This window comes from Citrobacter sp. wls711 (genome assembly GCF_005281055.1).
GTDB classification, from domain to species: domain Bacteria; phylum Pseudomonadota; class Gammaproteobacteria; order Enterobacterales; family Enterobacteriaceae; genus Citrobacter; species Citrobacter gillenii.
Window position 1 is genome coordinate 65,862 of record NZ_SZXC01000073.1, and the last position, 14,526, is coordinate 80,387.

Genomic DNA, 14,526 nt, shown 5'->3' on the forward strand with positions numbered 1-14,526 from the left:
CCGGCCCGCATCATGATGTGGGCCGGGTATACGTTATGTATCTGGCAAAGAACTGTTACTTCACCGCGCTTCGCATATCAATCGCCGCCGCCTTCGCTTTCACTCTCCGCGACCAGATAGAGGTGATAATCGGCACGAGGATTGAGGTCACAATCACCGACGTCGCGACCAAAGAGGTTGCTGCCGGCGCCATCGGTTTAAATGCCGGAACCATTTCAGCAATCAGCACCGGCGTGGCAACCGCAGCACCTGCTGAGCTGGAGGCGGCAATGCCTGCCGTACCGTCCCCGCCGCCAATCAGTTTATCGGCGATAATCAACGGGATACCGGTGATGATAATCACAGCTACACCCAGCAGGATCCCCAGCACACCGGTCTGCGCAATCACGCCCAAATCAATGGTGTTACCCAGCGCAAAAGCGAAGAACGGAATGAGTGTTTGTACCGCTTTACTGAAGAACTCACGCAGTTCAGGGTCCAAATTCCCCAGCGCAAAACCAATCAGGAACGGCAACACCGCCCCCACAAAGACATGCGGCTCAAACGAGGCTATCCCGGCAGTGCCCAGAATCACCATAGTCATCAATGGGCCTGATTCCAGCGACATCAGGACAAACGCCCCGGCCTCTTCTTTGGTGCCGTACTGCTGCATAATCGACGCATACAGCCCACCGTTGGTCATATCCATTGCGGCCACCAGCGCCAGCGTGGACAACCCGGCGAAGAAACCCACCTCGACCCCGTGTTCTGGCAATACCCGTGATGCTATAGCCGCAACCACCCATGCCACCAGAATCTTGGTGATGACTAACGTGCCGGATTTACGCAGCACAGTGCCGGTAGCGCTTAGCTTTATTGACGCGCCCATGCAAAAGAACCAGACGGCCAGAATCGGCACCGTCCCGGTGATCATACCGTTAGTAAAAGAACCGAAGTATTTTCCGGCACCGGGGGAAAAGGTGTGACACAGTGCGCCCAGAAAAAGCGGCACCAGCATCATACCGCCTGGGATTTTCTCAATCGTACGTTTTATCTGCATTTCCATCACCTGTAGACATAAAAATGGGGCATTTTTTATGGGCGATTGCATCTTGCTTTGAGATGCACCCGTCTTGATGAAGTGAAGATAGACATTCAGAGAAACTATAAAAGTGATCCCAATCGCATAATAAAACCTTGTTTCAATTTATATGGATCAATGTTCCAATATTGACTTTGATCACAAAAAAACCCCCACAAGCATCGCTTGCAGGGGCATCATCAAACTGAGAAGGTAAAAACTTACTTTTTCGCCGCGAAACGCGCCGCTGCTTCGTCCCAGTTCACCACGTCCCAGAATGCTTTGATGTAGTCCGGGCGACGGTTCTGGAATTTCAGGTAGTAAGCGTGTTCCCAAACGTCCAGGCCCACGATCGGGAAGCCGGAAGCGCCAGAGATAGCCTCACCCATCAGCGGGGAATCCTGGTTGGCAGTAGAAACCACAGCCAGTTTGTCACCTTTCAGTACCAGCCATGCCCAGCCAGAACCGAAACGGGTTGCCGCTGCTTTTTCAAATTCAGCTTTGAAGTTATCAACAGAGCCAAAGTCGCGTTCGATAGCCGCTTTCAGGTCACCCTGCAGCGTAGTACCGGTTTTCAGACCTTTCCAGAACAGGCTGTGGTTAGCGTGGCCGCCTGCGTTGTTACGCAGTACGGTTTTCTTATCCGCTGGCAGCTGATCCAGTTTAGTGATCAGCTCTTCAACAGGCAGGCTAGCGAATTCAGGCAGGCTTTCCAGCGCAGCGTTCGCGTTGTTTACATAGGCCTGGTGGTGCTTGGTATGGTGGATTTCCATCGTCTGCTTATCAAAGTGCGGTTCAAGGGCATCATAAGCGTACGGCAGGGATGGCAGTGTATAACTCATAATCATCTCCAGTATTGTCGGGCGGCCAGTGTTAACGCCGCGTAAGCAGTTGAGTCATTATAGTTAATTAAATGATATTGAAAATGATTATCAATGCCGTACTTTTTACAGGGCTATTGCAAGATGAAAATGTGAGCGCCACCGGGAAAATCAGGCGAATTTTGCCAACCTGCGTAGGAAACAGGCAGCGACATAAAGGACATGGGAGACAAAGCACGAGATAGTCTGCGGATTATCTCACAAGGAAATATTGCTATGTCTGTCAACATCGCCCTTTTCGGAATCGGCCTCGACACATACTGGCCCCAGTTTGCTGGCCTGGAGTCACGCTTGCAGGGTTACCTGCAAACGATTGATGAGCGTCTGACGGCGCAACAGGCCACCGTCATTAATGGCGGCCTGATTGATAACGTCGATAAAGCCGATGCTCTTATCAGGCGATTACAACAGCAGCCGGTCGATGCGGTCTGTCTTTACATTAGCACCTACGCACTCAGCGCAACGGTTCTGCCCCTTGTACAGAGTATCAATAAGCCAGTTATTATTATGGCCCTACAGCCGGAGCCTGGCCTGCCCTATTCGGCAATCCGCCAAATTCCCGATCGGGGCGGACGTACTGGAGAGTGGCTGGCGCACTGCCAGGCCTGCAGCGCGCCCGAACTGGCAAACGTATTTAATCGTGCGAATATCCGCTTTCAGTTGATTGTTGGTGCGTTACAGGGCGATGAGTACGTCTGGCAACAAATGGCACAGTGGTTACAGGCCCTTAATGCCCGCCAAATGCTGGCAAACTGTCAGGTCGGCGTACTCGGACACTATTATGACGGCATGGTGGACGTTTACAGCAATATGACGAACCTGTCCGCCAAATTGGGCGTACGCTTTAAGCCATTGGAAATGTGTGAGCTGGCGGAATACCGCGAGCAGGTCAGCGAGACCGATCTCAGCGTCAAACAACAGGAAATGTACCGTGTGCTTCAGTTGGATCCGACATGCGAACCGGCAGAGCTTGATCGCGCACTCACCACCGCCTGCGCCATGGATAAACTGATTGCCCAGAACACACTCGGTGCACTGGCCTACTACTACGAAGGTAGAAACGGCAATGCTTACGAGAACATCATCACCTCAATCATTCTTGGCAACACACTACTCACCCACCGTGGTATTCCCGTGGCAGGTGAATATGAAATCAAAAATGTACTGGCGATGAAAATTCAGCAGCTTCTGGGGGCGGGTGGTTCATTCTCTGAGCCATATGGAATTGAATTTATTGATGATGTTGTATTGTGGGGACATGATGGCCCGGCGCACCCGCTGATGGCCGATGGTCCGGTGCGTCTGGTTCCGCTGCCGGTTTATCATGGTAAACCGGGTAAAGGTGTGTCTATCCAGATGACCGTGAAACCGGGCCCGGTAACCTTTCTTTCGGTCACTGAAGATGCCGAAAACGGGGTGCGTTTGCAGTATGCCGAAGGGGAAGCAGTGGCAGGTGAAGTCCTGGATATCGGCAATACCAACAGCCGCTATCGCTTCCCGTTATCAGCTCGCGATTTCACCACGCAATGGTGCATGGGCGGTCCAGCCCATCATTGCAGCATTGGCCTTGGTCATCATGGTGAGGTACTGGAAAAACTCGCCTGGCTACTGGGTATTCAGACGGTAAAAATCTGCTAACCCTTAATATTATCGCCCTTCTCAAAAAAGAGGGGCGGATCAGCATTTGTGATCAACATCCTTTTCATCCCCTGAATTTTGCCAGCATTGCCCATCCTACGGCAGCATGCTGAAGGTTAATTCATTGCTCACTCTTTAGACTTTTGAATATCAAAACGGGTGATTTTCATCCAGCCAGAACGACAATTTAAAAGGAACCAGAATGGGTAACGCAATTACGATGGGGATATTATGGCATCTTATCGGTGCCGCTAGTGCCGCTTGTTTTTATGCCCCTTTTAAAAAGGTACAACACTGGTCCTGGGAGACCATGTGGTCCATAGGCGGTTTTGTTTCATGGTTGATCCTGCCCTGGCTCGTCAGCGCAATCCTGCTGCCAGACTTCTGGGCCTATTACAGTTCATTCAGCGCGTCCACACTACTGCCGGTATTTTTATTCGGCGCAATGTGGGGGATCGGTAATATCAACTATGGCCTGACCATGCGCTATCTCGGCATGTCGATGGGGATCGGCATCGCTATCGGCATTACGCTGATTGTTGGCACCTTAATGACACCCATCATTGCCGGTAAATTTGACGTGCTCATCGGCACGCCGGGTGGGCGTATGACCCTGCTTGGTGTGCTGGTCGCGCTGATCGGCGTGGCGATAGTCACTCGAGCAGGACAGTTAAAAGAACGCAAGATGGGTATCAAAGCCGAAGAGTTCAACCTGAAAAAAGGTCTAATACTGGCGGTGATGTGCGGCTTTTTCTCCGCAGGGATGTCCTTTGCCATGGATGCGGCTAAACCGATGCACGAAGCCGCCGCTGCGCTCGGTATCGATCCTTTGTATGTCGCTCTGCCAAGCTACGTAGTCATTATGGGCGGCGGTGCGGTGATCAACCTGGGATTCTGCTTCATTCGTCTGGCAAAAATGAAAAACCTGTCGGTAAAAGCCGACTTCTCGTTAGCAAAACCACTTATTATCAGCAACATCCTGTTCTCGGCCCTTGCCGGTCTGATGTGGTATCTCCAGTTCTTCTTTTACGCCTGGGGCCACGCCAGTATTCCGGCGCAATATGACTACGTCAGCTGGATGCTGCACATGAGTTTCTACGTCCTGTGCGGCGGCATTGTCGGTCTGATGTTGAAAGAGTGGAAGAACGCGGGCCGTCGTCCCGTGGGTGTGCTGAGCCTCGGCTGCGTGGTGATTATCCTTGCCGCAAACATTGTCGGTCTGGGAATGGCCAGCTAGTCCTGCGGATTACTGAGATGACGCCACTGGCTCGGCGTCATCCCGGTTTCTCGCGTAAACACCACCGAAAAGTAGTTACTGTCCTCAAAGCCACAACGCATAGAAATCTCACCAATCATCAACTTGCTATGTTGCAGCAAATACTGAGCGTGGCAGACCCGCACCTGTCGAAGATACTGGTTGATGGTCATTCCAGTCTGGCTGCGAAACTGCTGACGCAGCACGCGCTCGCTGCACTGCTCCCGTTGACAGAATTTATCCAGTTCAAAGGTATGCTCATGGCTGCCGGCCAGCGCGGTGATCAGCGTATCCAGCAGTGTCTCACTGGTGGTGGCCGGGAGCCTGTCCGTGGCATAACGATGGCGCTTGAGAAGCGTCACCAACTGTCCGAACAACAGCTCCGCCATATCATTACATAACGGATCGCGCTGCTGGCTTTCGTGTTCCAGTTGGCTAATCACCTGTCGAGCCTGAGCCATACCGGCACTGCCCAGCCGCCAGTGGGGCTGGCACGGCGTGCCGTTAAAACCGGGGATCGCATCTTCCCAACCCAGATTCAGCGTCAACCGCTCAGGGCAGTAGATAATATTCTGCAGGACGAGGTCGTTAACAGAGGTGTACGAGTGTTTGTCTGCAGCGCGAATGTAAAACAGATCGCCACGGGTTATTCGATACGGCCGATCGTTGAGAACATGCAGACCATTGCCACGCCAGACCATCACCAGTTCACAAAACTCATGAGTATGTTCGGCAAACACATCCTGCGGATAGCGATCGGCGACGGCGACGGCCTGCTGTTCGCTCGCAAAAAAGTCTGATTTCAGAAGGACTAGCTGATTCGCCACCACATCACCTCAACCTGAACGCTTGCCAGATGCGCTGCGCTTATTCGGCCTACAGGGCATCCATGTAGGCCGGACAAGGCGCAGCCGCCATCCGGCATTAAAGGGTATGATTATCAGCAAACGGACGGTAAAAAACGTTGATAGCTTTCGCGTTACTGGAGGCTGCTTCCGGCCATGACGTCGCGGCCCTGACGAATATCGCGCGGTGACCAGTTAAACTCCCGGCGAAATAGCGTCGAAAAGTGGTTACTGTCGCCAAAACCGCAGCGATAAGCGATGTCCGTAACGCTGTCATCGCTATGGCGCAATAAGTGCCGTGCTTTGATTAGCCGCAGGCGATTGAGATAGCGCTGCGGCGTCAGCCCGGTTTGCTGTTTGAGCTGGCGGTGCAAGGTGCGTAAAGAGAGCGAAAACTGCTCAGCCACCGCATCCCAGCAGACTTCGTCGGCAAAATTATCTTCCAGCCACGCCATCAGCCGGTTTAGCCGCGCATCGTTATCCGCTGCCGCTTCCATCAGACTACTTTTGCGTAGCAGCACCAGCAGTTGCATAAACAGGATCTCGCGATTGGCCGCCGTCGGCGTATCCATCTCCTCACCAAGATGCTCTATTTGCCCTACCAAGTGACGGACCTGCTGCAGTACGCCCTGATTCACGCGCCAGTGGGACGGATACTGACCGTTCTGCTCCTGAGGTAACAACTGGTTTAACCCGGCCAGAAACTGAAACGCATCCGGGGAACGATACAGTACATTTGTCAGGCACAGGTTGTCAGTATGTTCATATAAGTGTCTGTCATGATCGCGGACAAAACAGACCGTCCCACCGCTAATGGTGTAGGGCTGTCCATTGAAAACATGAATACCTGTTCCATGCTCAACTATCACAATTTCATGAAAATCATGATGATGCTCGGGAAAAGCAGTCTGGGGCAGTCGCGGTTCGATCGCCACAGGCGCTTTACCTGTCGGAAAAAAATCCACGCAATGCAGTACGGTCATGATGACTTCCTTCCAGATCAAATGAACATGGCTGCATAGTAATTAAGGGTTATGACCCTCACCTTAAATTTTTGACGCCAAAGTGCGTAAACACGGTTAATTCTTCAAGAAACGACAGGAAAGATCGGGAAATGCGGAAGGGGTCACATCAGACAAAATCCCGCCCATTACACGAAACTGTGAACAACATCACGTTCACCTTTGCCATGCTGCCAGCGGCTTATTGTGACTGTCACTAACAAGAAGGTACGCCGTTCCAGGGGTTCTTAGACTGAGTGCAATAAAACTCAGAAGGACCTCGCTATGACTCTTCGCCATTGTGTCGCTGTCGATCTCGGCGCATCCAGCGGACGCGTAATGCTGGCACGTTACGACAGTGACCACCGCACCCTGACGCTGCGCGAAATCCACCGTTTCGCGAACTGTCTGCAAAAAACAGATGGTTTTGACACCTGGGATATCGACAGCCTGGAAAACGACATTCGCCTGGGGCTGAAAAAGGTCTGCGATCAAGGCATCCTGATTGACAGTATCGGGATTGATACCTGGGGCGTGGATTACGTCCTGATCGGTAAAAACGGTCAGCGGGTCGGTCTGCCGGTCTCTTACCGTGACAACCGTACCACCGGCGTAATGTCGCAAGCCTTAGCGCAACTGGGTAACAGCGAGATCTATCGTCGGAGCGGCATTCAGTTTCTGCCCTTTAACACCCTGTATCAGCTCCGCGCGCTGGTCGAACAGCAGCCAGAACTGGTCCCGCAGGTGGCGCATGCCCTGATGATCCCCGACTACTTCGGCTACCGCCTGACCGGCGAAATGAACTGGGAATATACCAACTCCACCACCACACAGTTGGTCAATATCAACACCGACGACTGGGATGACACCCTGCTGGCATGGACCGGCGCAGACAAAGCCTGGTTTGGTCGCCCAACGCATCCGGGGAACGTGATTGGTCACTGGATCTGCCCGCAGAAAAATCAGATCCCGGTGGTTGCCGTCGCCAGCCACGACACCGCCAGCGCGGTCATCGCCTCACCGCTGGCCGATAACAACAGCGCTTATCTCTCTTCCGGTACCTGGTCCCTGATGGGGTTTGAGAGCAAAACACCGTATGCCAACGAGGCCGCGCTGGCGGCAAATATCACCAACGAAGGCGGCGCGGAAGGACGTTACCGCGTGCTGAAAAATATTATGGGCCTGTGGCTGCTGCAACGTGTTTTAAAAGAGCGGCAGATTACCGACCTGTCGGCGCTGATCGCGAAAACCGAGGCGCTACCGGCCTGCCGATTCCTGGTCAATCCGAACGACGATCGCTTTATCAACCCTGTCGATATGAGCGCGGAAATCCAGGCCGCATGCCGCGAATCCGGCCAACCCGTTCCGGTTCAGGATGCTGAGTTGGCGCGCTGTATTTTCGACAGTCTGGCGCTGCTGTATGCCGACGTCCTGCAGGAACTGGCACACCTTCGTGGTCACGCCTTCAACCAACTGCACATTGTTGGCGGCGGCTGCCAGAACGCCCTGCTCAACCAACTGTGCGCGGATGCATGCGGTATCCGCGTCATGTCCGGGCCTGTTGAGGCCTCTACGCTCGGCAATATTGGCGTTCAGCTGATGACGCTGGACGAACTTAACAACGTCGATGAATTCCGCCAGGTGGTGACCGCTAACTACGACCTGACAACCTTCATCCCAAATACTGACAGTGAAATTGCCCGCTACCAGGCGCAGTTTCAATCAACACGACAGACAAAGGAGCTTTGCGCATGACCACTCAACTTGAACAAGCCTGGGAACTGGCAAAACTGCGTTTCGCCGCGGTAGGTATCGATGTCGAGGAGGCATTACGCCAGCTCGATCGTCTGCCGGTCTCCATGCACTGCTGGCAGGGCGATGATGTCGCCGGATTCGAAAACCCGGAAGGTTCGCTCACCGGCGGTATTCAGGCCACCGGTAACTATCCAGGTAAAGCGCGTAACGCCGTTGAACTGCGCGCCGATCTGGAGCAGGCACTGAGCCTGATCCCGGGTCCTAAGCGTCTGAACCTGCACGCTATCTACCTGGAATCCGATACCCCGGTTTCCCGTGACAAAATCAAACCTGAACACTTTAAAAACTGGGTGGAATGGGCGAAAGCGAACCAGTTAGGGCTGGATTTCAACCCGTCCTGCTTCTCGCATCCGTTGAGTGCCGACGGTTTCACGCTGGCACATGCTGACGACAGTATCCGTCAGTTCTGGATTGACCACTGCAAAGCCAGCCGTCGCGTCTCCGCGTACTTTGGCGAACAACTGGGTACGCCGTCGGTGATGAACATCTGGATCCCGGATGGCATGAAAGACATCACCATTGACCGTTTAGCGCCGCGCCAGCGCCTGCTGGAAGCCCTGGACGAAGTGATCAGCGAGAAGTTCGACCCGGCGCATCATATTGATGCCGTCGAGAGCAAACTGTTTGGTATCGGCGCAGAAAGCTACACCGTTGGCTCCAACGAGTTTTACATGGGCTACGCCACCAGCCGCCAGACCGCACTGTGCCTGGATGCAGGTCACTTCCATCCGACTGAAGTGATTTCCGACAAGATCTCTGCCGCCATGCTGTACGTGCCCCGCCTGCTGCTGCACGTCAGCCGTCCGGTGCGCTGGGACAGCGACCACGTGGTATTGCTGGATGATGAAACTCAGGCGATTGCCAGCGAGATCGTACGCCATAACCTGTTCGACCGCGTACACATTGGCCTCGACTTCTTCGACGCCTCCATCAACCGCATTGCCGCATGGGTGATCGGCACCCGCAATATGAAGAAAGCCCTGCTGCGTGCGCTGTTAGAACCCACTGAGCAACTGCGCCAACTCGAAGCTAGCGGCGATTACACCGCCCGCCTGGCCCTGCTGGAAGAACAGAAATCGCTGCCATGGCAGGCCGTCTGGGAGATGTATTGCCAGCGTCACGACACCCCAGTTGGCAGCCAGTGGCTGGACAACGTCCGCACGTATGAAAAAGACGTACTGAGCAAGCGTAGCTAAAGGCGCTGTCTGCCTTGTAGGCCGGATACGGTGCGTTAGCGCCGCCATCCGGCAACGTACAAAACACTACGCCGGATGGCGCTGCGCTTATCCGGCCTACGTAAGACCCGACACCCGTTCGGGCAATAAACAGGAACACCGACCATGCAAAACATTACTACCTCCTGGTTCGTCCAGGGGATGATCAAAGCCACTTCTGATGCCTGGCTGAAAGGTTGGGATGAGCGTAACGGCGGCAACCTGACGCTGCGCCTGGATGAGGCTGATATCGCCCCCTTTACCGCTGATTTCCACGAAGAACCGCGCTACATCGCGCTGAGCCAGCCGATGCCGCTGCTGGCTAACACGCCGTTTATCGTTACCGGTTCCGGCAAATTCTTCCGCAACGTCCAGCTCGATCCGGCAGCCAATTTGGGTGTGGTAAAAATCGACAGCGATGGCGCCGGCTACCACATTCTTTGGGGGCTGACCCACGAAGCCGTACCGACCTCCGAACTGCCCGCACACTTCCTTTCCCACTGCGAGCGTATTAAAGCCACCGATGGCAAAGACCGCGTGATCATGCACTGCCATGCCACCAATCTGATTGCTCTGACCTATGTGCTGGAAAACAGCACTGCGCTGATCACCCGCAAACTGTGGGAAGGCAGCACCGAATGTCTGGTGGTGTTCCCGGACGGCGTAGGCATTCTGCCGTGGATGGTGCCGGGTACCGACGAAATAGGTGAAGCAACGGCAGTTTCAATGCAGCAGCATTCTCTGGTGCTGTGGCCGTTCCACGGCGTATTTGGCAGCGGCCCGACGCTCGACGACGCGTTCGGTTTGATAGATACCGCAGAGAAATCGGCCGAAGTTTTGGTCAAAATCTATTCGATGGGCGGTATGAAGCAAACCATCACGCGTGAAGAGCTCATTGCTCTCGGCAAACGTTTTGGCGTGACCCCACTGGCCAGCGCATTAGAGCTGTACTGATACCTCCCTCATTCGACGCCGGATGCGGCTTTGCCTTATCCGGCCTACATGACGGTCCCTATTTAACCGTAGGCCCGATAAGCGAAGCGCCATCGGGCACCAGGGATTTATTATTCAGGAGAATACTTATGAGCTTTATGTTGGCACTGCCAAAAATCAGTTTGCACGGCGCTGGTGCGATTGGTGATATGGTCAACCTCGTGGCGAACAAGCAATGGGGTAAGGCGCTGATCGTAACCGACGGTCAACTGGTCAAACTGGGCCTGCTGGACAGCCTGTTTACCGCCCTTGATGCGCATAAAATGTCGTATCATCTGTTCGACGACGTATTCCCGAACCCAACGGAAGAACTGGTCCAGCAAGGTTTTGCCGCATACCAGGACGCTGAATGTGATTACATCATCGCTTTCGGCGGCGGCAGCCCGATCGATACCGCTAAAGCGGTGAAAATCCTGACCGCCAACCCTGGCCCGTCTACCGCCTATTCCGGCGTGGGCAAAGTTAAAAATGCCGGCGTACCGCTGGTTGCCATTAACACCACCGCGGGTACGGCCGCAGAAATGACCAGCAATGCGGTGATCATTGATTCCGCACGCAAGGTGAAAGAAGTCATCATCGATCCGAACATTATTCCGGATATCGCCGTCGATGACGCCAGCGTGATGCTGGAAATTCCTGCCTCAGTCACCGCCGCTACCGGTATGGACGCCCTGACCCACGCGGTGGAAGCCTATGTTTCCGTCGGCGCACACCCGTTGACCGACGCCAACGCGCTGGAAGCGATTCGCCTGATCAACCTGTGGCTGCCCAAAGCGGTCGACGAAGGCCATAACCTCGAAGCGCGTGAGCAAATGGCGTTTGGCCAGTATCTGGCAGGGATGGCGTTCAACAGTGCAGGTCTGGGTCTGGTGCATGCGCTGGCACATCAGCCGGGCGCGACGCATAACCTGCCGCACGGCGTCTGCAATGCCATCCTGCTGCCGATTATCGAAAACTTTAACCGCCCGAACGCCGTGGCGCGCTTTGCCCGCGTGGCACAGGCCATGGGGGTTGATACCCGTGGGATGAGCGATGAAGTGGCAAGCATGGAAGCCATCAACGCGATCCGCGCCCTGAGCAAGCGCGTGGGCATTCCGGCGGGCTTCAGCCAGCTAGGCGTGACCAAAGAGGACATTGAGGGGTGGCTGGACAAAGCACTCGCCGATCCGTGCGCACCATGCAATCCGCGCACCGCCAGCCGCGAAGACGTCCGCGCGCTGTATCTGGAGGCGTTATGATCCGCAAAGCCTTTGTGATGCAGGTGAATGCCGACGCGCACGTTGAGTATCAGCGTCGGCATAATCCCATCTGGCCGGAGCTGGAAGCCGTACTGAAAGCCCACGGCGCGCATCACTACGCGATTTATCTCGACCAGGAGCGCAGCCTGCTGTTTGCCACCGTTGAGATTGAATCCGAAGAGCGCTGGAATGCCGTCGCCAGCACCGACGTGTGTCAGCGTTGGTGGAAGCATATGCGTGACGTGATGCCCACCAACCCGGACAACAGCCCGGTGAGCGCGGAATTAAAAGAAGTGTTTTATCTGCAGTAGTATTGTAGGCCGGATAAGGCGCTAACGCGCCGCATCCGGCACAACGCAACATAACAGTTAGTTTTGCTCAGAAACCAGAATCGCCTGGGTATCCGGTTCCAGCGCTTTAAAGATATGTGCCTGGTCCGCGGGATAACAAATGTAATCCCCTTCGCCTAACTCTTCCGGCGCTTCAGTCAGTCCCACCAGTGCCTTCCCCTGCGTCACAATAATATGCTCAACAGACCCCGGCGGATGCGGGTGTGAGATGCGGTCAGCACCCGGTTGCGTCAACAACAGATAGATATCTCGCCGTGCACCCGGTGGACAGGCTGCCAGTAAAATAGCCTGATAATGGGCCTGCTCCGCCACCACTTTGGTCCCTTCACCCCGGCGTATCACCTGCGTTTTTTGCACCACAGGCTCCAGCAATCGCGCAAAGGGAATATCCAGCGCCACACACAGCGACCACAGCGTTTCCAGGCTAGGATTGCCATTACCCGCCTCCAACTGCGAGAGCGTCGATTTTGCAATGCCCGCGCGGCGGGCGATTTCTGCCAGCGACAGACCGGTACGCTGACGTTCACGCACCAGGCTTTTCGCAATCATACTGATGGGTTGGGTCATACATGACTCCATGTTCTTTATATCGAACGAATCGTTCGACTTGTAAAGCAATCTCGTTGCGTTCATTATAATGGAAATTCGTTCGATATGGCTAAAGCAGGATGAAACATTATTTTTCCAGTCTCAAAGGCGACACGATAAAAGCAATATTTTTAGTCTGTCTGGCTGTCGGCGTAGTCGGCATGTCATACGGCTCGCTGGCGATGGCTTACGGCTTCCCGCTGTGGGTGCCGTTTGTGCTCTCGATTACAGTGCTGGCGGGTGCGTCTGAGTTTATGTTTATCGGGATTGTTGCCAGCGGCGGTAATCCTCTGGCTGCTGCAGCAGCAGGGTTGCTGGTGAATGCCCGCCACGTTCCGTTCGGCGTGACGGTACGCGATCTGGTGGGCACGCGGGCCGCCAGTTTCCTCGGCTGCCATATCATGAACGATGAAAGCGTGGTGTTTGGCCTGTCGCAAAAAACGCCGGAGCAGCGCAAAGCCGCCTACTGGCTGTGCGGACTGGGCGTAGCCATTGTCTGGCCGCTGGGCACGCTGCTTGGGGCGATGGTTGGCAAGCTACTGCCCGCCCCAGAAACCATCGGCCTGGATGCCGTTTTCCCTGCCATTCTGCTGGCCTTAGTGGTCCCGGCATTTAAAAACCGTACCACGCTGGTTCGCGCCTGCAGCGGTGCTGCGCTGTCGCTCGCCGCCGTCCCGTTTGCGCCGGTGGGCCTGCCGGTACTGCTTTCACTGTTTGGCTTACTGGCGAGGAAAAAATAATGGGCAACATGACGCTGTTTATCGTCGGTATCGCCGTACTCTCTCTGGGAACCTATTTGATGCGTTTAGGTGGAGCAAAGTTGGGGAGCCGTCTGGCATTTTCCACGCGCTCGCAGGCGCTGCTTTCCGATGCCGCGACGGTATTACTGTTCTCCGTCGCCCTGGCGACCACCTTTTACGAAGGTGAGCACTTTGCTGGTATGGCTCGGGTGCTGGGCGTTGGTTTTGCGGTTTTTCTTGCCTGGCGAAAAGCACCATTAATCGTGGTAATCATCGCCGCCGCTGTCGCCACCGCGCTGTTGCGTCTGGCGGGTATATAAACTAAAAGTGTGTCCTTGTGCACAAAGCTCACTCGCGCTTACCTGGCAAAATGTCACTGCACACTGACATATTGCCGCTCATCTCTTCGCCATCTCGACGTTAAAATCATATTCATTAGGTTTTAACGGAGTCTCACCATGGCAGCCCTTACAGCGAACTGCATTGCCCTGAATATTCAGGGCAATAGCGTTTATTCCATCCTCAAGCAGCTGGCGGATATGGCCTTTCATAACGGTTACGTCAGCGACCGTAATCAGTTTTTACAAACGCTGCTGCTGCGCGAAAAATTGCACTCCACTGGCTTTGGTTCGGGCATCGCCGTTCCTCACGGAAAAAGTACCTGCGTGAAGCAACCCTTCGTCCTGTTCGCACGTAAATCCGCCAACGTGGACTGGAAAGCCAGCGATGGCGAAGACGTCAACTGCTGGATCTGTCTCGGCGTGCCACAGGCTGGTGAAGACGACCAGGTCAAAATCATCGGCACCCTGTGTCGCAAAATTATCCATCAGGATTTTATCAACCAGCTGAAACAGGGCGACGTCGACCAGGTGCTGGCGTTGTTAAATCAGACCTTAACCTCATAAGGA

General features: G+C 54.5%; 15 protein-coding genes. 10 read left to right on the forward strand and 5 right to left on the reverse strand.

All coding sequences use genetic code 11. The features are described from left to right. Positions 1 to 55 precede the first annotated feature (55 nt). Positions 56 to 1,039 carry a 2-keto-3-deoxygluconate transporter gene (gene kdgT, locus FDW98_RS21105; RefSeq protein ID WP_096758837.1) on the reverse strand — a complete coding sequence of 328 codons (984 nt, stop codon included), beginning with the start codon at positions 1,037 to 1,039 and terminating at the stop codon, positions 56 to 58. Between the two features lie 242 nt (positions 1,040 to 1,281). Further along, positions 1,282 to 1,902 carry a superoxide dismutase [Mn] gene (sodA, locus tag FDW98_RS21110; protein ID WP_096758838.1) on the reverse strand — a complete coding sequence of 207 codons (621 nt, stop codon included), beginning with the start codon at positions 1,900 to 1,902 and terminating at the stop codon, positions 1,282 to 1,284. A 255-nt stretch (positions 1,903 to 2,157) separates the two neighbouring features. Here sodA and FDW98_RS21115 point away from each other — a divergent pair, with 255 nt between their 5' ends. Both FDW98_RS21115 and rhaT read left to right on the forward strand, forming a co-directional pair. Further along, positions 2,158 to 3,579 carry an L-fucose/L-arabinose isomerase family protein gene (locus FDW98_RS21115; protein ID WP_096758839.1) on the forward strand — a complete coding sequence of 474 codons (1,422 nt, stop codon included), beginning with the start codon at positions 2,158 to 2,160 and terminating at the stop codon, positions 3,577 to 3,579. 202 nt (positions 3,580 to 3,781) lie between these two features. Then, a complete protein-coding gene (gene rhaT / locus FDW98_RS21120; protein WP_096758840.1) occupies positions 3,782 to 4,816 on the forward strand; it encodes an L-rhamnose/proton symporter RhaT in 1,035 nt (344 codons plus the stop codon). Here the strand turns inward: rhaT and rhaR are convergent. Next, the gene (rhaR, locus tag FDW98_RS21125) at positions 4,813 to 5,661 is read right to left on the reverse strand and encodes an HTH-type transcriptional activator RhaR (protein WP_096759487.1); all 849 of its coding nucleotides are present in this window, start codon (positions 5,659 to 5,661) and stop codon (positions 4,813 to 4,815) included. The two genes, rhaT and rhaR, sit on opposite strands and share 4 nt — an antisense overlap. 152 nt (positions 5,662 to 5,813) lie before the next feature. Then, positions 5,814 to 6,662 (reverse strand): HTH-type transcriptional activator RhaS, encoded by an 849-nt coding sequence (gene rhaS / locus FDW98_RS21130; RefSeq protein ID WP_096758841.1) that lies wholly within the window; start codon positions 6,660 to 6,662, stop codon positions 5,814 to 5,816. A 303-nt stretch (positions 6,663 to 6,965) separates the two neighbouring features. On the opposite strand from rhaS, the gene rhaB reads away from it, so the two are divergent. The 5 genes from rhaB to rhaM all read left to right on the forward strand — a co-directional run bounded on the left by rhaB (position 6,966) and on the right by rhaM (position 12,251). Continuing rightward, the gene (gene rhaB / locus FDW98_RS21135) at positions 6,966 to 8,435 is read left to right on the forward strand and encodes a rhamnulokinase (RefSeq protein WP_096758842.1); all 1,470 of its coding nucleotides are present in this window, start codon (positions 6,966 to 6,968) and stop codon (positions 8,433 to 8,435) included. Next, positions 8,432 to 9,691, forward strand: a complete 1,260-nt coding sequence (gene rhaA, locus FDW98_RS21140; RefSeq protein WP_096758843.1) for an L-rhamnose isomerase — start codon at positions 8,432 to 8,434, stop codon at positions 9,689 to 9,691. Before rhaB ends, rhaA begins: the two co-directional genes overlap by 4 nt. 144 nt (positions 9,692 to 9,835) lie before the next feature. Then, on the forward strand, positions 9,836 to 10,663 hold the full coding sequence (gene rhaD, locus FDW98_RS21145) for a rhamnulose-1-phosphate aldolase (RefSeq protein ID WP_096758844.1): 828 nt from the start codon (positions 9,836 to 9,838) through the stop codon (positions 10,661 to 10,663). A gap of 128 nt (positions 10,664 to 10,791) precedes the next feature. Next, positions 10,792 to 11,940 carry a lactaldehyde reductase gene (gene fucO, locus FDW98_RS21150; protein ID WP_096758845.1) on the forward strand — a complete coding sequence of 383 codons (1,149 nt, stop codon included), beginning with the start codon at positions 10,792 to 10,794 and terminating at the stop codon, positions 11,938 to 11,940. Then, positions 11,937 to 12,251 (forward strand): L-rhamnose mutarotase, encoded by a 315-nt coding sequence (rhaM, locus tag FDW98_RS21155; RefSeq protein WP_096758846.1) that lies wholly within the window; start codon positions 11,937 to 11,939, stop codon positions 12,249 to 12,251. Before fucO ends, rhaM begins: the two co-directional genes overlap by 4 nt. Positions 12,252 to 12,308: 57 nt before the next feature. Here the strand turns inward: rhaM and FDW98_RS21160 are convergent, their stop codons facing one another. Beyond that, positions 12,309 to 12,857, reverse strand: a complete 549-nt coding sequence (locus FDW98_RS21160) for a helix-turn-helix domain-containing protein (RefSeq protein ID WP_096758847.1) — start codon at positions 12,855 to 12,857, stop codon at positions 12,309 to 12,311. 101 nt (positions 12,858 to 12,958) lie between these two features. On the opposite strand from FDW98_RS21160, the gene FDW98_RS21165 reads away from it, so the two are divergent. The 3 genes from FDW98_RS21165 to FDW98_RS21175 all read left to right on the forward strand — a co-directional run bounded on the left by FDW98_RS21165 (position 12,959) and on the right by FDW98_RS21175 (position 14,523). Next, on the forward strand, positions 12,959 to 13,618 hold the full coding sequence (locus FDW98_RS21165) for an AzlC family ABC transporter permease (RefSeq protein WP_096758848.1): 660 nt from the start codon (positions 12,959 to 12,961) through the stop codon (positions 13,616 to 13,618). After that, entirely contained in the window at positions 13,618 to 13,938 is a 321-nt protein-coding gene (locus FDW98_RS21170; RefSeq protein ID WP_137398953.1) for an AzlD domain-containing protein, read from the forward strand. The genes FDW98_RS21165 and FDW98_RS21170 overlap by 1 nt, the downstream gene beginning before the upstream one ends. Positions 13,939 to 14,076: 138 nt before the next feature. Next, on the forward strand, positions 14,077 to 14,523 hold the full coding sequence (locus FDW98_RS21175; RefSeq protein WP_096758850.1) for a PTS fructose transporter subunit IIA: 447 nt from the start codon (positions 14,077 to 14,079) through the stop codon (positions 14,521 to 14,523). Positions 14,524 to 14,526: the final 3 nt, after the last annotated feature.